Origin of the sequence: Pseudomonas silesiensis, assembly GCF_001661075.1 — a bacterium.
In the GTDB taxonomy this organism is placed as follows: domain Bacteria; phylum Pseudomonadota; class Gammaproteobacteria; order Pseudomonadales; family Pseudomonadaceae; genus Aquipseudomonas; species Aquipseudomonas silesiensis.
In genome coordinates, this window is record NZ_CP014870.1 from 3,154,696 (window position 1) to 3,174,163 (window position 19,468).

Here is a 19,468-nt window from a genome sequence, read left to right on the forward strand (position 1 = left end):
GCGAATTCTCAATCGGTGCCATACAGTCGATTGCAGGCTTCGCCGCAGCATGCAGTCGACACCACGGGAGGAGGGGCGATGGAAGCGTTTGTACGGGCTGCAACCCTCAAGAACTACACCGAGGTCGCTCAGAGCCTTGGTCTTAATCCGGGCGAGATGCTGCGTGGCGTCGGCCTGACGCCTGTCATGCTCAACGACCCGGAATGCATGCTGCCGCTGGAGGCGGCGCTCAAGCTGCTGGAGAGCTCGGCTGCTCGTTCATCCTGCCCGACCTTTGGCCTGCGCATGGCAGAGGCCCGACGACTGTCGGACCTGGGCGCCATCAGCTTGCTGTTCAGTCATCAGCGCACACTGCGCGACATGCTGCTCACCAGTATCGAGTATCGGCACCTGCTCAACCGGACACTGGCCATGAACCTGGAAACGGTGGGGAACACGGTGCTGATCCGCGATGAAGTCATGGCCGAGGCGGGCGTACCCAAGCGTCAAGCCGCTGAACTGGCCATCGGCATCCTGCACCGCACCTGCAAATCGCTCATGGGCAGTCACTGGCATCCGCGCAGTATTCATTTCAGCCATGAAGCACCGGCAAGCCTGGAGGACCACGCGCGATTCTTTCGTTGCCGGGTGGTCTTCGACGCCGAATTCGATGGCATCGTCTGTAATGCTGCGGATATCGATCAACCCAATCCGCAAGCCGACCCGACGATGGCCGGCTACGCTCGCCAATTCATGGACTCGATGGCGGGCGCCAGCGAACCCTCGGTGATTTTCGATGTGCGCAAGGCCATCTATCTGTTGATGCCAGTCGGGCGCGCCACCATCCATCAGGTCGCCTATGCCCAAGGCGTCAGCGTGCGAACCCTGCAACGCGAACTCGATGAGGTCGGCCTGACCTTTTCCGAACTGCTGAACGCTGTACGTCGCGAACTGGCGTTGAGTTACATGGAAAACAAAAACTATTCCCTGCAGCGTGTGGGCATGATGATCGGTTATGCGGTTCCGACTTCGTTTACTCGCTGGTTTTACACTGAGTTCGGTTGTTCGCCACGGGCATGGCGAAACCGCAGCAAACAGGTAGGCAGCGATTTGTCCGCCTCGCCGGTGGATGTCCCGCCAGGTCAAGGCTGATGCACAAATCCGGGCAACACTGCGTCCTTCTCTAAGACGGAGTGTTCCCCATGAAAATGAATGGTCGAGTGGCCTTGATTACCGGTGGCGCAGGCGGGTTGGGGCAAGCCATTGCCCTTCGCATGGCCAGCGAAGGCGCCTGCGTGGTCATCTGCGATGTCAACGAAGAGGCGCTTGAAACCACCCGTGGCATGATTGAGCAGCGCGGCGCGCAGTGCCTGGCGCTGCGTTGCGATGTCTCGTCGAGTGCTGAAGTGAACGCCATGTTCGACCGCATCGACGCGCGTTTCGGCACGCTGCACATCCTGGTCAACAACGCCGCCCTGGTGCCGGATAAACCCCATGATGATGAGCGACGCAAGCGTCATTACGCGTTGGTGACCCAGCCGCTGCCCCGTCAGTCGCTGGAGATCACCCGCAACATGGACGATGGGGAATGGAAACGCTTCTGGGCAGTGAACGTCGACGGCGTCTTCTATTGCACCCGCGCCGCCTTGCAGCGCATGGAGCCACAGGGCTACGGCAAGATCATCAACATCGCCAGCATTGCCGGTATTTCCGCGATGGGTGCCCATAGCCCGCACTACTCCGCGGCCAAGGGCGCAGTGATTGCCTTCACCCGCGCGGTGGCCTACGAGGTGGCCGGCGCCAATGTCCAGGTCAATGCCATCTGCCCCGGTGGCGTACAGACCCCGGCCTTCGAGCGCTACCTCGAGCAGCAATCACCCGAGCAACTGAGCGTATTCCAACAGGTCATGCCGCTGGGGCGTCTGGGCAAGGGCGAGGAATACGCGGCGCTGGTGTCCCATCTGGCCTCTGACGAGTGCTACCTGGTCGGCTCGATCATCAACGCCGGTGGTGGCACCTACATCTGAGGTATTTCGGGACGGCCGGTTCGACAGTCTGTCGGACGTCCCGAAATGTCAAACCGATGCCCCGAAAGGTCAATCCGGATTGCCGCGCTGATCTTAGAGTGAGTTCAACAAAAACAATAAAGGTGTATCACCCGATGAAGAGTCGCAATCTCCTGCCCGTGCGGCGCCAGTTGCTTGCCACGGCTATCCTGGTCACGAGCCTGCCGGCCGCCCACGCTTTCGAGTTGGACACTGGCAGCGAAGACTGGTCCGTGCGTTTCGACAACACCGTCAAGTACAACTATGGCGTGCGTACCGAGAGCGCGGACCAGCGCATACTGGGCACGCCCAACAGTAACGACGGTGATTACAACTTCCGCAAGGCCGGCACCAACATCACCAACCGTGTCGACCTGTTGTCCGAACTGGATGTGGTCTATCAAAGCAAGATGGGCTTTCGTGTCAGCACCGCCAGCTGGTACGACAAGGCCTACGAAAATACCGGCTCGAACTCCAACCCGTTCGTCAACGGCAACGATGAATACTCATCGATTTCCGGATTTGGCGGGCGTCCGCCAGCGCCCGCCATCTTTGGCAGCCCGCACCTGAGCAACTATGCCCAGCGTTATTACAACGGGCCATCCGGCGAAGTCCTCGATGCTTTTGTGTTCTACAGCACCCAGGTGGGCGAGGAGTCCTTACTCAACATCAAGGCCGGCCAGCACAACGTGTTTTGGGGCGAGACCGTACTCAACCCGGTGCACTCGCTGAGCTACGGCCAGGCGGGCCTCGACCTGGCCAAGGCGGCCGCGTCTCCAGGCACTGAAGCCAAAGAGCTGTTCATTCCGCGCAACCAGATTTCCACCACCTTGACTGTCACCCCCGAACTAACGGTGGGTGCCCAGTATTTCCTCGATTGGGATGCCGCGCGCTTGCCTGAGGCAGGCACCTTCTACAGCGGCTCCGACGTGGTGGGCTTCGGCGCGCAGTCGTTTCTGCTGGGGCATACCGGCGGTGCGGGTCTGGCCGGGCCGAACGGCACCCTGACGACCGTGCGCCGTGGCGATGACTACACCCCGGACAATCGGGGTGACTGGGGCCTGATGGCCAAATGGTCGCCCGAGTGGCTCGACGGCACCTTGAGCGCCTACTACCGCAAGACCTCGGACATTCTGCCGCAAGCCGTGCTGGACACGCGAGGTTTGAGCAGTGTTGGCGGGGTAGCCGGGCTGCGCAACTCGATCGGCACCGCCACCTATGAATTCGCCTATGGCGATGACATCGACATCTATGGCCTGAGTTTGTCCAAGGAAGTGGGCGGTGTCAGCGTCGGCAGCGATCTGAACATTCGTCACAACATGCCCCTGGCGAGCATTCCGGCAATCATCAGTGCCTCAGGTGCTGGTGGGTTGCAGGCCGGCCTTGGCTTGCTCCCTGCGCGCAGTCCGAGTACGGGCGTGATCACGGATGTGCCCCGCGACGGTGACAGCCTTGCCGCCACCGGCGACACGCTGCACTGGACCATCAATGGCCTGGTCGCTATCGGCGACACCCCGTTTTTCGATTCGGCCAACCTGTTGGGCGAGCTGTATTACAGCAACCTGTTGAGCCTCGATAGCAAAAACAAGGCGCTCTACAAGGGCGAAGACACCTACCGCGGCATCGACAAACCTACCCGTGACAACTGGGGCATCGCCGTCAACTTCACGCCGACCTGGTACCAGGTGTTTCCCGGCGTGGACCTGAGTGCACCGATGTCGGTCAACGTCGGCATCGACGGCGTTTCGCCGGTGGTCGCCGGTGGTGCGGAAGACGCCGGCAACTACGCCGTCGGGGTGAGCGCTGCGATCTACAACCAGTACTACGTCGACCTCAAGTACGTCGACGCTTTCGGCAAAACCACCAACTGTGACGATGGTGCAACCGACGGTTCGACCCCCAACGCCCTTGATGGCACCCAGCGTTACACCTGCTATGGCGGCGGTCTTGCTTCCGCCTCCGGCGCCGGTGCCACCGAGGATCGGGGCGCCCTTTACCTGACCCTGAAAACCACTTTCTGAACCACCCATTGCCAAGTGCATGCAGGAGAACAATAAGATGAAATTCGCCTATACCCTGATCGCCGCTTCGATGGCCCTGGTCGCCGGGCCGACCTTCGCCGCGGTCGACGCCGCTGAAGCCGCCAGACTGGGCAACCAATTGACCCTGATCGGTGCCGAGAAAGCCGGTAATGCCGACGGTTCCATTCCCGCTTACCAAGGCGGCTTGACCACCCCGCCAGCCGGTTTCAAGGCGGGCGACAGAGCGCGCCCCGATCCTTTCGCGGCGGAAAAACCGCTGCTGGTGATCGACGGCAAGAACGTCGACAAGTACAAGGGGCAGCTGACAGCGGTGACCGCCGAGCTGGCCAAGCGTTATCCGAGCTTTCGCATCGAGGTCTACCCGACTCACCGTACAGCCGCGCTGCCTAAAGGCGTGCTGGACAATACGGTAAAAAATGCCACCGCGGCGCGCTCGACCGAAGGCGGCAATTCCATCGAAAATGCGCTGCCAGGCATTCCATTCCCGATCCCGAAGACCGGCGCCGAGGCCATCTGGAACCACTTGCTGCGCTATCAGGGCGTCAACATCCAGAGCAAGTACGACAACTGGAACGTCGACGCTGCCGGTGTCGCCAGCCTGGCCACGACCGGCAGTGCGCAGATCAACTATGCCGCCTATGACGACCTGTCCAAACCGCTCGTGGCCGCAGACACCTATTACCAGACCAAGTTGGTCTTCACAGGTCCCGCCCGTCGTGCCGGTGAGGCGGTAATGGTGCGCGACTCGGTCAATCCGCTGGAGCAACCGCGCCGTGCCTGGCAATACCTGCCGGGGCAGCGCCGGGTGAAGCTGGCACCGAGCCTGGCCTACGATACGCCTAACCCGGGCGCCGCCGGCGCCTCTACCTGGGACGATTCTTTCGTCTTCAACGGTGCGCTGGACCGCTATGACTGGAAGCTGGTGGGCAAGCAGGAAATGATCGTTCCGTACAACACCTACCGTGTGACTTATCAGAACGATTTGAAGCCGATGATGACCCCGAACCACTTGGCGCCGGAGTTCGTTCGCTGGGAGAAACATCGGGTCTGGGTGGTCGAGGCGACCCTCAAGGCGGGCGCTCGTCACATTTACGCCAAGCGCCGTTTCTACCTGGATGAGGACAGCTGGGTCGCTCTGGCATCCGATCAATACGATGCGAACGGCCAGCTGTACCGCGGCGTCTACACCTTCCTCAGCCAAAGCTATGACCAGCAAGTTCCGGATGCCACGCCTTATCTGTCTTACGACCTGATTGGCGGCACCTACAGCGCCGTCGGCTTCCCGGGCCCATACGGCGGCATCAAGTACAGCGAGGGGTTGAGCAAGACCCAGTGGGCACCGGAATCGCTGGCGGGTGCCGGTATCCGTTAATGGCCTCGTTGTTGTTCGCTACTGCCGATTCCTGATCGAACGGCTTTTGCGCCGGGTTGTATTCGCGTACATACCGGCGCCTTTTTGCCACGAGGCCGCACTATGGGCTCCTATAACAAAAAAATCGCGCTGTTGATGATGGGTACGCTACTGACGTTGCTGCACGGCGGCGCGCAGGCATCGACCTACGTCGACGTGCTGGAACTGCCGGCCCGGCACAGTGTCCTGGCCGCGCGCAACCCCTTGCTCGATGTCGCGAGCGCCGGGCGGCGCCTGGTTGCCGTCGGGCAGCGTGGCCATATTCTTTATTCCGATGATGCCGGCCAGAACTGGCGGCAGGCTGACGTGCCGGTCAGCTCCGACCTGAACGCCGTGCATTTCCCCACCACCGAGCAGGGTTGGGCAGTGGGCAACGATGGCGTGGTGTTGCACAGCAGTGATGCTGGCGCCACCTGGAACAAGCAGCTGGATGGCCGCCAGATCGGCGACTTGATGTTCAAACACTACAGCGCCTTGGCCAGCGCCGAGCCGGACAACGAACAATGGGCATTGCTGGCCGCCGAAGGCCAGCGGCTGACCGAGGAGGGCGCCGACAAGCCGTTTCTCGACGTCTGGTTCGCCAATGAGCGGCTGGGTTATGTGGTCGGGATGTTCAACCTGATCCTGCGCACCGAGGACGGCGGTCGGCACTGGGCGCCGTTTCAGGATCGCACCGAGAATCTACAGGGTTTTCACCTCAACGCCATTGCCGCGACGGGTGATGCGCTGTACATCGCGGGCGAACAAGGCCTGTTGCTGAAATGGGATGACGCCCGGCAGCGCTTCATGGCACTGCAGACACCGTATCAAGGCAGCTTTTTCGGTGTGGTCGGCAAGCCTGGCGAAGTCCTGGCCTACGGCTTGCGCGGGAATGTGTTTCGCAGCACCGATGGCGGTGCCACCTGGCACCCGCTCGATAGCGGTGTGCAGGCCAGCATCACCGCTGGCGTTGTCGGCGCCGACGGCCGTTTCCGGATGTTTACCCAGGTGGGGCACATGCTCGTGAGCGGCGCTGGCGACGCCCCGCTGCAACTGCTGCCACAAGCGCAACAATCACCGGTGGCCGGTGCCGCCCTGGCTGCCGACGGCGCGCTGTTGCTGGTCGGCAGTCGTGGTGTGCGTGCGCTGCCCATCGAATAACAATAAGAACCAGAGCGAGTACCCAGACATGGGCAATTTGAAACAAGACACCATGCCGGTGATCCGCGAACTGCCGGACTTCGACCGGCGCTCCGGCAACCTGCTGGAACGGCTGGTGTTCAACTATCGACCGCTGTTCATGCTGTTCATGACCCTGGTTACCCTGGTGCTGGGCTACATGGCCGTGACCCGTCTGGAGTTGCGCCCCAGCTTCGAGAAAATGATCCCGCAGAGCCAGCCGTACATCCAGAACTACCTGGAAAACCGCCAGTCGCTGCGGGGGCTGGGCAATTCGGTGCGGGTGGTGGTGGAAAACACCGAGGGCGACATCTTCGATCCGCAGTACCTGACGGTCCTCAAACAGGTCAACGATGAATTGTTCCTCACCCAAGGCGTCGATCGCGCCTGGATGAAGTCGTTGTGGAGTTCGGCCGTGCGCTGGACCGAAGTCACCGAGCAAGGCTTCCAGGGCGGCCCGGTAATGCCCGACAGTTATCAAGGCTCGCTATCGGACATCGAACAGCTGCGGCAGAACATCAACCGGGCTGGCATCGTCGGCAGCCTGGTGGCCAGCGATTTCAAATCGAGCATGCTGATCGTGCCGCTGCTGGACAAGACCTCGGCCACCGGCCAGAGCCTCGACTACCACGAATTCTCCCGTCAGCTCGAAGAGCGCTTGCGCGACAAGATCGAGTTCGCCGGCCATGGCGCCACGCGCGAGGCCGCAGAGGAGGGCACGGGCAAGTACAAGGTGCGGGTGATCGGTTTCGCCAAGCTGATGGGCGACCTGATTGACGGCCTGATCCAGGTGATGATGTTCTTCGGGCTGGCGGTGGGAACCTCGCTGGTGATCATCTACCTCTACACCCGCTGTGTGCGCAGCACGCTGTTGGTGGTTGGCTGTTCGCTGATCGCGGTCGTCTGGCAGCTGGGTATCGTCGCCTGGCTGGGTTATGCCATCGACCCTTATTCAGTGCTGGTGCCGTTCCTGATCTTTGCCATCGGCGTGTCCCATGCCGCGCAGAAGATGAACGGGATCATGCAGGACATCGCTCGCGGCACTCACCGATTGATCGCCGCACGCTACACCTTCCGCCGTCTGTTCATCGCCGGGGTCACCGCGCTGCTGGCCGATGCGGTGGGCTTTGCCGTGCTGATGCTGATCGACATCCCGGTAATCCAGGACCTGGCCATCACCGCCAGCATCGGCGTGGCGGTGTTGATCTTCACCTCCCTGCTGTTGATGCCGGTGGCGCTGTCCTACATCGGTGTCGGGCGCAAGGCCGCCGAGCGCGCGCTGAAAATCGACACCCGGGCGGACGGGCATAAAGGCTTTGGCAAACTGTGGGACATGCTCGATCGCTTCACGACCCGCAAGTGGGCCACCGGGGCGGTACTGGTGGCGGCGCTGATGGGCATCGGCGGCTTCATGGTCAGCCTGCAGCTGAAAATCGGCGACCTCGACAGCGGCGCTCCGGAGCTGCGGGCGGACTCGCGCTATAACCGTGACAACGCCTACATCACCAGCCACTACGCACTGTCGAGCGACCTGTTCGCGGTGATGATCAAGACCCCGGCGGAAGGCTGCCTGAACTACCAGACCCTGGTCCTGGCCGACCGCCTGGCCTGGGAGCTGCAGCAGTATCCCGGCGTGCAAGCCACAACATCGCTGGTCAACGCGGTCCGCCAGATCACCGCCGGCACCTACGAAGGCAACCCCAAGCTCAACAACATCCAGCGCAACCAGGACGTGCTGAACTACGCGGCGCAACAGGCCTCGGTCAACGCCCCGGAGCTGTTCAACACCGATTGCTCGCTGATGCCGGTGATTGCCTACCTCAAGGACCACAAGGCCGAAACCCTGGACGCCGTGGTGGCCATCGCCGACCGGTTCGCCCGGGAAAACAGCAGCGAGGAGCGTCAGTTCCTGCTGGCCGCGGGCAATGCCGGCATCGAGGCGGCGACCAACATCGTGGTGCGCGAGGCCAACCGGACCATGCTGCTGTACGTCTACCTGGCAGTGACGCTGTTCTGTCTGATCACCTTCCGCAGCTGGCGGGCAACGGTGGTGGCGCTGCTGCCACTGGTGCTGACCTCAATCCTCTGCGAGGCCTTGATGGTCGCCATGGGCATCGGCGTCAAGGTGGCGACCCTGCCGGTGATTGCCCTGGGTGTCGGGATCGGCGTGGATTACGCGTTGTACCTGCTCAGCGTGCAGCTGCAATACCAGCGTCAAGGCCAGTCGTTGTCGCAGGCTTACCGCAACGCGGTCGCATTCACCGGCCGGGTGGTGGGGCTGGTCGGTATCACCCTGGCTGCCGGGGTCATTTGCTGGGCCTGGTCGCCGATCAAGTTTCAGGCCGACATGGGCATCCTGCTGACCTTCATGTTCCTGTGGAACATGCTCGGCGCGTTGATCCTGATCCCGGCGCTGTCGTACTTCCTGTTGAACGCCGAACGGCGCAAGCCGCAAACCGCAAACCGTGCCGCTGCCTGCGGTCTCGGTGCATTAGCCGCTCCGGGATCTGAGAAAAGACGCTGTCAATAACAAACTCCAAAATTGGGCGATGCCCCTCTACATCCGAGCGATTCGATTATGGCTGACTACAAAGCTCCCCTGCGCGATATGCGCTTCGTACTCAATGAAGTGTTTGAAGTCTCCAAACTGTGGAGCCGATTGCCGGCCCTGGCCGAGGTGGTGGACGAAGACACCGCCAGCGCCGTCCTCGAAGAAGCAGGCAAACTCATAGCCGAGACCATCGCACCGCTGAACCGTAGCGGCGACGAGCAAGGCTGCACCTGGAGCAACGGCGCGGTGAAGACCCCGACGGGCTTCCCCGAGGCCTACCAGGCCTACGCCGAAGGCGGCTGGGCCAGTGTCGGTGGTGACCCGCAGTTCGGTGGCATGGGGATGCCCAAGGTGATTTGCGCCCAGGTCGAGGAAATGCTCAACTCGGCCAACCTGTCATTCGGCCTGTACCCGATGCTGACCGCCGGCGCCTGTCTGTCGATCAACGCGCATGCCAGCGAAGCGCTGAAAGCCGCCTATTTGCCGAACATGTACGCCGGCGTCTGGGCCGGTTCCATGTGCCTGACCGAACCCCATGCCGGTACTGACCTGGGGATCATCCGCACCAAGGCCGAACCCCAGGCCGATAGCAGCTACAAAGTCAGCGGCACCAAGATTTTCATCACCGGTGGCGAGCACGACCTGACCGAAAACATCATTCACCTGGTGCTGGCCCGCCTGCCGGATGCACCGCCTGGCCCGAAGGGTATATCGCTATTTCTGGTGCCCAAGATCATGGTCAATGCCGACGGTTCGTTGGGTCAACGGAACAGCCTCTCCTGCGGTTCGATCGAGCACAAGATGGGCATCAAGGCCTCGGCCACCTGTGTCATGAACTTCGACGGCGCCACCGGCTGGATCGTCGACGCGCCGAACAAGGGCCTTGCCGCCATGTTCACCATGATGAACTACGAACGCCTGGGGGTCGGGATCCAGGGCCTGTCTTTGGGTGAGCGCTCCTACCAGAACGCCGTCGAGTACGCCCGCGACCGTATCCAGAGCCGCGCGCCGACCGGCCCGGCCGATCCGGACAAGGCCGCCGACCCGATCATCGTGCATCCGGACGTGCGCCGCATGCTGCTGACCATGAAAGCGTTGAACGAGGGCGGCCGCGCCTTCTCCAGCTACGTGGCCCTGCAACTGGATACCGCCAAGTACAGCGACGACGCCGCCACCCGCGATCGCGCACAAGAATTGGTCGTCCTGCTGACGCCGGTAGCCAAGGCCTTCCTCACCGACATGGGGCTGGAAACCACGGTCCATGGCCAGCAAGTCTTCGGCGGTCACGGCTATATCCGCGAGTGGGGCCAGGAGCAACTGATCCGCGACTGTCGCATCACCCAGATCTACGAAGGCACCAACGGCATCCAGGCACTCGACCTTTTAGGTCGTAAAGTGCTCGGCAGCGGCGGGGCGTTCTACAAGCACTTCGCCGACGAGATCAAGGCATTCACCGACAGTGCCGACGCTTCACTGGCAGAGTTCATCGAGCCGCTGAAGGCTGCCATCGCTAACCTGGAGCTGATGACGATCGATCTACTGGAGCGTGCCAAGGACGACCCGAATGAAGTCAGCGCGGCTTCGGTCGAATACCTGCATGTGTTTGGCTATACCGCTTATGCCTACATGTGGGCGTTGATGGCACGTACCGCGCTGTCCAAACAGGATCAGGACGTTTTTTACCAGACCAAACTGGGTACTGCGCGCTTTTTCTTCGCGCGCCTGTTGCCGCGGATCCATTCATTGATCGCTTCGGTCAAAGCCGGCAGCGCAAGCCTGTACCTGCTGGATGCCGATCAATTCTGATGCGATTACCCGTGAACCTGGCCTCTGAATATCAAGGAAACCCCATGAACGTTTTAATCGTGCATGCCCATCCCGAACCGAAATCCTTCACCGCCGCGCTGCGTGACCAGGCCGTCGAGACCCTGCAATCCCAAGGGCACGACGTTCGGGTCTCCGACCTGTACGCGATGAATTGGAACCCGGTGGCCAGTGCCGAGGATTTTTCCCTCAGGGAGAATCCCGAGTACCTGGTCTACGCGCTCGAGCAACGGCACAACAGCAAGGCGCAGACCCTCGCCACCGATATCCAGCAAGAGCTGGACAAGCTGCTGTGGGCGGACCTGCTGATCCTCAACTTCCCGATCTACTGGTTCTCGACTCCCGCCATTCTCAAGGGCTGGATTGATCGGGTGCTGGTGTCCGGCATCTGCTACGGCGGCAAACGCTTCTACGATCAAGGCGGTCTGCGCGGCAAGAAAACATTGGTGACGGTGACCCTGGGCGGGCGTGAGCACATGTTTGGCGAGGGGGCGATCCATGGTCCTCTGGAAGACATGCTGCGCCCGCTGCTGCGCGGGACATTGGCCTATGTCGGCCTGGAGGTGCTGCAGCCTTTTGTCGGCTGGCATGTACCGTACATCAGCGCTGACGCCCGGCAGCAATTCCTGGTCAGCTACGGCCAGCGGCTGCAGAACATCGAGGCCGATGAGCCGATCGAGTACCCACGTTTGGGGCAATTTGATGATCGGCTTTATCCCCTCGATCCGAGCCTCACCGAAAGACAGATTTAAATCGAAAAGGCGTTGTCGTTGTCGATGTATTGCGGTGTGACAGTTCAAGTCTGAACTAAGCTTTTCCATGTGCTTCCAGTCTTTGCATCCCCATGGTTGATCGTCAGGGATGAATCCGCTTGAAACACTCAGACGAACACCGTGTGGAGCACTGACCATGTTTGGCGCGAGCTACCTGGCAATTCGACCTGTGGTTCGTTCGCCTGCTCGCTCCGCACCGATCATCCGCGTCGTTGCGGCGCTCGCGCTGGCTCTGTTCACCGGCGCTGCCCAGGGCGCCGCCGAAGAAAAACCGTCCCCCCAGGCACCACAGCGCGAGCAACTCACTCTCTCGCTCGATGCCGCAATGAAACCGTGGACCGGCGATCTCGACGGGATGATCGATCGACGGATCATTCGGGTGCTGACGGTTTACAGCAAGACTTTTTATTTTGTCGACAGAGGTGCCCAGCGCGGTACGACTTACGACTTTTTTCGGGTTTTCGAGGAGGATCTAAACAAGAAACTGGTTAAGGGTAGCAAGCTCAAACACAAGGCTCTGAAAGTGCGGATGGTGTTCATTCCGGTCGCACGGGATGAATTGCTGCCGGCGCTGGCCGCTGGAAAAGGCGATATTGCGGCGTCAAACCTGACTGTGACTGAGGAACGCAAGCACCTGGTTGATTTTTCGTTACCTGTTTATCGCAACGTCAGCGAAGTAGTGGTCTCCGGCCCCGACTCGCCCGCGGTGTCCAGCGTAGACGAATTGGCGGGGCAGGTGGTCTTCGTTCGCAAGTCCTCCAGTTACTACGAGAGCCTGATAGCCCTCAATCAGCGCTTCGCCAACGAGAATAAAGCGGCGGTCATCCTCAAGGAGGCACCGGAGGCCTTGGAGGATGAGGATCTGATCGAGATGCTCAACGCCGGCATGATTCCGCTCATCGTGGTGGACAAGCACAAAGCGGACTTCTGGAAGAAAGTGTTCCCGACTATCAACGTGCACGAGGACATCGTCATACGCTCCGGCGCAGACATTGCCTGGGCGATGCGCAAGGGCAGCCCGCAGCTCCGGGCGGTCGCCGACGATTTCATTGCGCGCCACGGCCAGGGCACCACCGTCGGCAACATGATTCTGGCGGGTTATTTTAAGAACGATAAATATGTGAAAGCCGCCGTCTCCGAGTCGGAACGCAAGAAATTCAGCGCATTGGTTAAGTATTTTCAGCGCTACGGTGACCAGTACGATGTGGACTGGATACTGATGGCGGCTCAGGGATACCAGGAATCCCGGCTGGACCAGGCTGCCAAGAGCAAGGTGGGCGCCATTGGCGTCATGCAGGTCATGCCCGCCACCGGCAAGGAGCTTGGCGTCGGCAATATTGCTCAAGTCGAGCCGAACATCAACGCCGGCATCAAGTACATGCGCTGGATGATCGACCAATACTATGGCAAGGAGCCCATGACCAATCTGGACAAGGCCCTGTTTGCCTTTGCTTCTTACAACGCGGGAGCGGGCAGGATATCCAGACTGCGCAAGGAAGCCGCTATCCGTGGGCTGGACCCCAACATCTGGTTCCACAACGTCGAATACATTGCCGCCGAGAAGATCGGTGCTGAGACGGTGACCTACGTCAGTAATATCTACAAGTATTACATTGCCTACCAATTGCTCATCGAAGCCCAAGCGGCAAAAGACGAGGCTGCGCAGAAGCTCAAGGATCAGAGCGATGCAGCGTTGTGACGGGGCCGTGAGGTCTGCAACGTTGGCCGCCTTGTTTGAGTGCAGTCTTCCTGCGTCCAGGTGGCGCGGCTTTTTTGCTATCGAGCCTGAGCTCTCGCCTCGATCACCCATAATCCCAGTAACGCCAGGACAGCAAAGCCTGCGCCCATCAGGAAGGTGCCCTGGAAGCCCACCGTGTCCCACAGCGCCCCGGCGATGACACTGGCCAGCAGCAAGGTCAATCCGGTCAACAGATTGAACATGCCGAATGCCGTCCCGCGCAGTTCAGGCGGCGCGCGGTCGGCGATCAAGGCGGCGAATATCCCCTGGGTAAACCCCATGTGCAGCCCCCATAGCACGACGCCGACGACCAGACCGCCGATCCCCGGCGCGAAGGCCAGTGTCAGATCGGCAGCGACCAGCAGCAACAGGCCTGCGCCGAGCACTACCACGCGGCTGACACGATCGGACAAAGCCCCGGCGGGGTAGGCTGACAGTGAGTACGCCACCCCCATCAGCACCAGCACCGCTGGCGCCCACATCGGCTCAAGCCCGACGGCTTGACCGCGCAAGATCAGAAAGGCTTCGCTGAAACGCGCCAGGGTGAACACCGAAGCGACACCGACCACCCACCAGTAGCCTGCGCCCAGCCGGGCCAATTCCCGTCGGCTCAAAGGCGCACGCACCCGGCGCGTGCCTTGCGCTTGCCTGGGTTCATGCACGAACACCAGCAGCACCGCGACGGCAAGGAATGCCGGGATGACAGCCACCCAGAATACCGTCTGGTAGTGGTTCGCGGTCAGCCACATCAATCCGATCGCCAGCATGGGACCCAGGAATGCACCCACGGTATCCAGCGTCTGACGCAGGCCAAAAGCCGCCCCCCGAATGTCCGGCGGCGTGATATCGGCGACCAGTGCATCGCGTGGGGCGCCGCGAATGCCTTTGCCGATACGGTCGATAAAGCGGGCACCGGTCAGCCAATCCAGCGACCCCGCCAAAGGAAAGATCGGTTTGGACAGCGCCCCCAGCCCATAACCCAGGGCCGCGAGCAGTTTACGCTTGCCCAAGCGATCACTGAGTGCCCCGGAGAATACTTTCGTGATCGAGGCCGTTGCCTCGGCTATGCCCTCGATCAGGCCTACGGCCAGCACGGAAGTACCCAGTACTGTCACCATATAGAGCGGCAACAGGGCATGGATCATCTCCGAAGAGATGTCCATCAACATCGAGACGAAGCCCAGCGCCCAGATTCCACCAGGCATGCTGCGCCAACCGTTGCGGGTTGACGTTTCCTCGACCGGTGCGGTAACCGGCGTGTCGCCCGACGGGTCAGTGGTTTTCATCATGGGCCTTCCAACGGGAGCTGGGGTGACAGCGCCTACAGATCGATGACCAGGTCCGACGTCGGTTTACTGCAGCAGAGCAAGCGCAGCCCTTTGTCGATTTCACGCTGGCGGATACCGCCGTTATGGTTCATCTCCACCGTGCCCTGCAACAAGGCCGTCTTACAGGTACCGCACACCCCTTGGCTGCAGGAGGACGGTACGATAGCGCCGGCCTTTTTTGCAGCGGACAGCACGGTCTGGTTGCCTGGCATGCTGAAGGTTTTACCCGAGCGAGACAGCGTGACCGTAAATACACCCGCCTGTTGATCGAGGACGGGTGCCTGCTCTAACAGGGGGGCTTCGTCCAGTACGGCAATATCGAAGCTCTCCTGATGATAATGCCGAAAATCAAAATTTCCCTGTTTGAGCAAGGATTTGATTGCATCCATGTAGCCTTGAGGCCCACAGGTAAACACCTCCCGCTCCTTGAAATCGGGCACCCGTTCCTGCAGCAGGGCCAGATCCAGGCGACCGATCGGCCCGGCCCATTGCGTATCCACACCGGGTCCTTCGCAGATATTCAGGACCCGCAGGCCAGGCATCCGGGCCTGCATCCGATTCAGTTCGGCATGAAAAATAATGTCGACGGGTGTCCGCGCACTGTGCACGAAGACAATATCCAGCCGGGCAGCCATATCGAAACTGGCCCGGGTCATGGACATCAGCGGTGTCACACCGGAACCTGCCGACAGGTACAGCAGCTTGGCGGCTGGACGGCCGACCGGGGTGAAGCTGCCAGCAGGACCGGAGGCAAGCAGCGTATCCCCTGCGTTCAAGTGATCGTGCAGCCAGTTCGACACCGTCCCGCCCGGAACCCGTTTGACCGTGATTGAAAGCGCAAAAGGCCGAGTCGGGGATGACGAGATCGTGTAGCAGCGAGAGACGCTTTGCCCCGCGATTATCGGCGACACCGTGATGAACTGTCCGGGTTCAAAACTCAATGCACGCCAATCCGCGCATCGGAAGACGAAGGTTTTTACGTCGTGGGTTTCGTCGATCACGGCGCAGCATTGCAAGGTCTTCTGTTCGCCGCTGTTCCACTGGGCGCCGTAGGCAGTCCAGATGTCAGGATCGGTGAATGACACGTGCGCGGGCTCAGCGCCGGCGAGTGTCGGCAGTTTGGCATAGGTGGTCATGGTCACACCTCCTGTGCGGCAAGCCGTGCGGCGTACCAGCGAGAGAATTGATCGACGTAGGATTCGGTGAACGCCGAGAAAGGCCCGGGGATGTAGCCGGGATCCTGGGTGCCGCTGTGAGTGATGGCAACCAGGGCGGCATCTTGCTGATTGGTCGCTTTCCACACCTCGGTCAGCTTGTCGATGTCGTAATCCACGCCCTCGACGGCGTCGGCATTCACCAGCCACTTGGTGCGCACCAGGGTCTTGTCCGGTGCCAGAGGGATGATGTACGAAATCACGGCGTGATCGCTCATCACATGCGTCCAGGAGTTGTGAGTCCACAGGTGCACGTCGCCGAGGTCGCGGCGGGTCAGGTCACCGAACAGGCGCGTACAGGCCACCCGGGTGTCGAGGGTCTGAGACTCGCCATGACCGGCGATGACCAGCCGCTGGGTGCGGAATTGGGTCACTGCGTCTACGTCCAGGTACTCCACTGCGTCGCAAAAGAAGCCGTCGTCTTCCCAGCTGCGCCTTGCAGCCGCATTGCGTTCTTCATACTCACTCAGCGCCTGCAGCGATTCCTGGTTCAGGCCCTCGGCGCAAAAACCGAAATCTTCCGGAAGGAAAGAGGCAGTCAGTTCCGGATGCGTCGCGGAACAGTGATAGCACTCGCGATTATTCTCGATCACCAGTTTCCAGTTGCCGTTCTCGATAATGTCCGCTTCATGGGCAATCCTGGTATAGGTCAGATCGTAAGGCGCCAGCCGAGGCATCATGGTGGCTTCCAGATGGGCGATATCTTCCGGCGGCTGCTCTCCCAGGCAGACGAATACATGGGTGCCGACAATTCTCGTGTGAACCGGAATCAGGCTTTTACACTTCGGATCGAAATCCTTACCCATGTGCGCGGCGTGTTTCAGGCTGCCATCAAGGTCATAAGTCCATTGATGGTAAGGGCAGACCAGCATGCCGACCGTGGATTTGCCGGCTGTTTTCAGGCGTGCGCCGCGATGCCGGCATACGTTGCGAAAGGCCTGCACCTGCTCGTCGTCGTCGCGGACCAGGATGATCGAAGACTTGCCGATGTCGATGGTCGAAACATCCCCGGGCTCGGGCACATCCGCGGTGACCCCAACCAGGATCCAGTGCCGGGTGAAAAAGATATCGATGTCTTTTTCGAAAATATCCTGGCGCCCGAATAACGCCCCCGGCATGCCGTGGCCCGGGATGCGTGCGGTGGCTGAGTCTGGTTGGGACTTCACGGCGATCGTTGTCATTATGGCCTCACGAGGTTGATCTTGATCATCAGCGGGTGACTGTGAGGCCAGTATTGAAATGGGCAGGATTTGCGTCAACGCCCTTTATTTTCACCCTGGTATATCTAAAAGTTATGCGACATTTCACCCCTGTTCAGTTGATTGTTTCAATGGGCCAATATGGACTCGTCTCGCAGCCAGTCGACCAGGTGTTGAACCAACGGCGTTACCGTCCGACCATTCGGGACAACGAGGTAATAAGCATCGTTGGGTTTGACCGCATAAGGGCCGATTCGAATCAATTCTCCGCTGAGCAGCAAAGGGCCGATCAACCTGCTCCAGCCCAGGGCGATTCCATGGCCTTTCAACGCGGCCTGCACCGAGTCGTTGTAACTGCTGCAACGCAGGCTGTACCTCATCTTGGGGCGACTCTCCCCCAGTTCTTTGAACCAGCTGTTCCAGGTCATCCAGCCTTCGAGTGTGGCTTCCGAATCGATGAGATCCAGGTGCAGGAAGTCGTCGACAGACAGGGGCGCGGGGTGACTGCTCAACCAGGCCGGAGAACACACCGGGAATACTTCTTCGTCAAACAGGAAAATCGCTGTGCCGTCGTCCCATTTGCCATTGCCGTAGCGAATGGTGACATCGACGTCCCGGCTCACGTCAGCGTTGAGTACGTGCGTCATCAAGTGCAGGCGCAGTGAGGGCTGTGACAGGCGCAGTGCGGCTAATCTGGGCAAGATCCGTAACTGTGAAAACGACGCCGTGCAGGCAAGCACCAGTTCCTGTTCGGGGATGCCCTCGCAAATCTTGTCAAAAACGCTGGCCATGCGTTGCATGGATTCGGCGACCACGGAGTACAGCACGTAGCCCTCGCTGGTCAATTTGATGGCGCGGTGCAGGCGATGGAACAACCGGGTGCCCAGTGTTTCTTCCAGGTATTTGACCTGCTTGCTGACGGCGGCCTGGGACACGCCCAGTTCCTGGGCCGCCAGCGTGAAACTGCTCAACCTCGCAACCGCTTCGAACTCCATCAATGCCGTCATGGAAGGGATCAGCCGGCGGTACCCCTTGGCTTTTTTGCTGGTTTCTTCATTACCGGTCATGGTTGATCCTGAAAGGAGCACGGGCGTCGCAACCGCTGGCGACATGGGGTGATTCGATGTTGTTTTCTTCCACATCCTTCAGGGCAGCTTACAGAAACGCAGCGGGTTTGAATGCGTCCTCCAGGTCAAAAACGAGCAGTGCGCCCGGCTCATCCACCGCTGACTTTCCAGTGTTTGACATCATCGGCGAACATCATTTGCTTCATCTCATGAGCAATGCCGTAGGCCAGGGATTCATGGGCGGCGATGACTTTTTCTTCCGCGGAAAGGCAATGAAAAATATCGAGTTTGGTCTCTGCGTCAGCCGTTTCGATGTTGAAAATCTGCACGTAACGCGCCAGGTCGTTGTCGAGGCTCGACAGGTATTCGCGCAGGCGCTGATGGTCGACCGATTTTTGGCTGAAGTACCAGTTCATCGGGTGAATCAGGAAGCGTGAATGGGGCGAGGTGATACGCCGGCCTGCCGCCAGGAACATGATGATGCCCATGGATTCGATGTTGCCCGCGTTGATAGCGCACAGCGGCACCGGCAATGACTTCAGGAAGGTGTAGAGGGTGAAGCCAAAGTTGGTGCTGCCCCCGCTCGTAGACAGATTGAGGAGCAAGGAGGTGGCGCCTTGATCGATGGCCTCCAGGCAACAGTCCCGGAAGCGTTCAGTGGTCCCCTGATCGATCTGGCAATGAAAGTGGACGATGTGTTCGGTCATCGGCTTGCCCTTTTTGACGGGACGGCTGGAGTACCTTTTATCTCTATTTAAGGATCGACCTCTTTTGAGGAAAAGCCAATCGGTACGACAGTCTGGGCTGGCTCTGCCGCCAGTCGATTCGTAGGCATTTTTCCGGAACTATTAGACGAAATCCGCTTGTCGTGAGAGGCGAATATCTGTTCAAACTTTCGACTTTTGCAAACCTCCGAATTAAACGAGCCACCGGGCTCGTAACTGAAATAAGAGGTGACTAGAGATGGCTAACACCGGAAAAGACAAACCCGGCAATTTTGCCAATGACCGGGACAAGGCCTCGCAAGCCGGCAAGAAAGGCGGAGAAGCCTCAGGCGGCAATTTTGCCAACGACCCACAACGCGCTTCAGAAGCCGGTCGCCAAGGCGGTCAGGCTTCGGGTGGCCAGCAGTCGAGCGA

The 19,468-nt window shown here is 60.2% G+C and carries 14 protein-coding genes and 1 pseudogene; 10 read left to right on the forward strand and 5 right to left on the reverse strand.

What is annotated here, in order from left to right; translation table 11 throughout:
• The first annotated feature begins 78 nt into the window (after positions 1-78).
• From PMA3_RS14160 to PMA3_RS14200, 9 genes are all read left to right on the forward strand, one after another.
• Positions 79-1,131: an AraC family transcriptional regulator gene (locus PMA3_RS14160; protein ID WP_064677737.1), complete on the forward strand. Its 1,053-nt coding sequence runs from the start codon at positions 79-81 to the stop codon at positions 1,129-1,131.
• Positions 1,132-1,181: 50 nt separating this feature from the next.
• Positions 1,182-2,006: an SDR family NAD(P)-dependent oxidoreductase gene (locus tag PMA3_RS14165; RefSeq protein ID WP_064677738.1), complete on the forward strand. Its 825-nt coding sequence runs from the start codon at positions 1,182-1,184 to the stop codon at positions 2,004-2,006.
• A 134-nt stretch (positions 2,007-2,140) separates the two neighbouring features.
• Positions 2,141-4,045: a DUF1302 domain-containing protein gene (locus PMA3_RS14170; protein ID WP_064677739.1), complete on the forward strand. Its 1,905-nt coding sequence runs from the start codon at positions 2,141-2,143 to the stop codon at positions 4,043-4,045.
• A 37-nt stretch (positions 4,046-4,082) separates the two neighbouring features.
• Positions 4,083-5,438 (forward strand): DUF1329 domain-containing protein, encoded by a 1,356-nt coding sequence (locus PMA3_RS14175; RefSeq protein ID WP_064677740.1) that lies wholly within the window; start codon positions 4,083-4,085, stop codon positions 5,436-5,438.
• Positions 5,439-5,540: 102 nt separating this feature from the next.
• Positions 5,541-6,617: a WD40/YVTN/BNR-like repeat-containing protein gene (locus tag PMA3_RS14180; RefSeq protein ID WP_064677741.1), complete on the forward strand. Its 1,077-nt coding sequence runs from the start codon at positions 5,541-5,543 to the stop codon at positions 6,615-6,617.
• Positions 6,618-6,645: 28 nt separating this feature from the next.
• Positions 6,646-9,165, forward strand: coding sequence for an efflux RND transporter permease subunit (locus tag PMA3_RS14185; RefSeq protein ID WP_082930325.1), 2,520 nt, complete (start codon positions 6,646-6,648; stop codon positions 9,163-9,165).
• Positions 9,166-9,213: 48 nt separating this feature from the next.
• Positions 9,214-10,992 carry an acyl-CoA dehydrogenase C-terminal domain-containing protein gene (locus PMA3_RS14190; protein WP_064677742.1) on the forward strand — a complete coding sequence of 593 codons (1,779 nt, stop codon included), beginning with the start codon at positions 9,214-9,216 and terminating at the stop codon, positions 10,990-10,992.
• 44 nt (positions 10,993-11,036) lie between these two features.
• Positions 11,037-11,762, forward strand: coding sequence for an NAD(P)H-dependent oxidoreductase (locus tag PMA3_RS14195; protein WP_064677743.1), 726 nt, complete (start codon positions 11,037-11,039; stop codon positions 11,760-11,762).
• 157 nt (positions 11,763-11,919) lie between these two features.
• Positions 11,920-13,482: an MltF family protein gene (locus PMA3_RS14200; RefSeq protein WP_082930326.1), complete on the forward strand. Its 1,563-nt coding sequence runs from the start codon at positions 11,920-11,922 to the stop codon at positions 13,480-13,482.
• A 77-nt stretch (positions 13,483-13,559) separates the two neighbouring features.
• On the opposite strand, the gene PMA3_RS14205 is transcribed toward PMA3_RS14200, so the two are convergent.
• The 5 genes from PMA3_RS14205 to PMA3_RS14225 form a co-directional block, all read right to left on the reverse strand.
• Positions 13,560-14,726, reverse strand: coding sequence for an MFS transporter (locus PMA3_RS14205; protein WP_167355131.1), 1,167 nt, complete (start codon positions 14,724-14,726; stop codon positions 13,560-13,562).
• A gap of 116 nt (positions 14,727-14,842) precedes the next feature.
• Positions 14,843-15,985, reverse strand: coding sequence for an FAD-binding oxidoreductase (locus PMA3_RS14210; protein ID WP_064677745.1), 1,143 nt, complete (start codon positions 15,983-15,985; stop codon positions 14,843-14,845).
• Positions 15,986-15,987: 2 nt separating this feature from the next.
• Positions 15,988-17,244, reverse strand: coding sequence for an aromatic ring-hydroxylating oxygenase subunit alpha (locus PMA3_RS14215; RefSeq protein ID WP_064677746.1), 1,257 nt, complete (start codon positions 17,242-17,244; stop codon positions 15,988-15,990).
• Between the two features lie 146 nt (positions 17,245-17,390).
• On the reverse strand, positions 17,391-18,329 hold the full coding sequence (locus PMA3_RS14220; RefSeq protein WP_064677747.1) for a LysR substrate-binding domain-containing protein: 939 nt from the start codon (positions 18,327-18,329) through the stop codon (positions 17,391-17,393).
• A gap of 149 nt (positions 18,330-18,478) precedes the next feature.
• The gene (locus PMA3_RS14225) at positions 18,479-19,036 is read right to left on the reverse strand and encodes an ATP-dependent Clp protease proteolytic subunit (RefSeq protein ID WP_064677748.1); all 558 of its coding nucleotides are present in this window, start codon (positions 19,034-19,036) and stop codon (positions 18,479-18,481) included.
• Between the two features lie 256 nt (positions 19,037-19,292).
• Here PMA3_RS14225 and PMA3_RS33090 point away from each other — a divergent pair.
• Positions 19,293-19,454 (forward strand): annotated as a pseudogene (locus tag PMA3_RS33090) (con-10 family general stress protein); the annotation flags it as partial.
• Between the last annotated feature and the right edge of the window lie 14 nt (positions 19,455-19,468).

Bases quoted from the DNA above. Each gene is read 5' to 3' on its own strand.
- PMA3_RS14160 (WP_064677737.1), top strand. From the start codon at position 79: ATGGAAGCGTTTGTACGGGCTGCAACCCTCAAGAACTACACCGAGGTC.
- PMA3_RS14165 (WP_064677738.1), top strand. From the start codon at position 1,182: ATGAAAATGAATGGTCGAGTGGCCTTGATTACCGGTGGCGCAGGCGGG.
- PMA3_RS14170 (WP_064677739.1), top strand. From the start codon at position 2,141: ATGAAGAGTCGCAATCTCCTGCCCGTGCGGCGCCAGTTGCTTGCCACG.
- PMA3_RS14175 (WP_064677740.1), top strand. From the start codon at position 4,083: ATGAAATTCGCCTATACCCTGATCGCCGCTTCGATGGCCCTGGTCGCC.
- PMA3_RS14180 (WP_064677741.1), top strand. From the start codon at position 5,541: ATGGGCTCCTATAACAAAAAAATCGCGCTGTTGATGATGGGTACGCTA.
- PMA3_RS14185 (WP_082930325.1), top strand. From the start codon at position 6,646: ATGGGCAATTTGAAACAAGACACCATGCCGGTGATCCGCGAACTGCCG.
- PMA3_RS14190 (WP_064677742.1), top strand. From the start codon at position 9,214: ATGGCTGACTACAAAGCTCCCCTGCGCGATATGCGCTTCGTACTCAAT.
- PMA3_RS14195 (WP_064677743.1), top strand. From the start codon at position 11,037: ATGAACGTTTTAATCGTGCATGCCCATCCCGAACCGAAATCCTTCACC.
- PMA3_RS14200 (WP_082930326.1), top strand. From the start codon at position 11,920: ATGTTTGGCGCGAGCTACCTGGCAATTCGACCTGTGGTTCGTTCGCCT.
- PMA3_RS14205 (WP_167355131.1), bottom strand. From the start codon at position 14,726: ATGCCTGGTGGAATCTGGGCGCTGGGCTTCGTCTCGATGTTGATGGAC.
- PMA3_RS14210 (WP_064677745.1), bottom strand. From the start codon at position 15,985: ATGACCACCTATGCCAAACTGCCGACACTCGCCGGCGCTGAGCCCGCG.
- PMA3_RS14215 (WP_064677746.1), bottom strand. From the start codon at position 17,244: ATGACAACGATCGCCGTGAAGTCCCAACCAGACTCAGCCACCGCACGC.
- PMA3_RS14220 (WP_064677747.1), bottom strand. From the start codon at position 18,329: ATGACCGGTAATGAAGAAACCAGCAAAAAAGCCAAGGGGTACCGCCGG.
- PMA3_RS14225 (WP_064677748.1), bottom strand. From the start codon at position 19,036: ATGACCGAACACATCGTCCACTTTCATTGCCAGATCGATCAGGGGACC.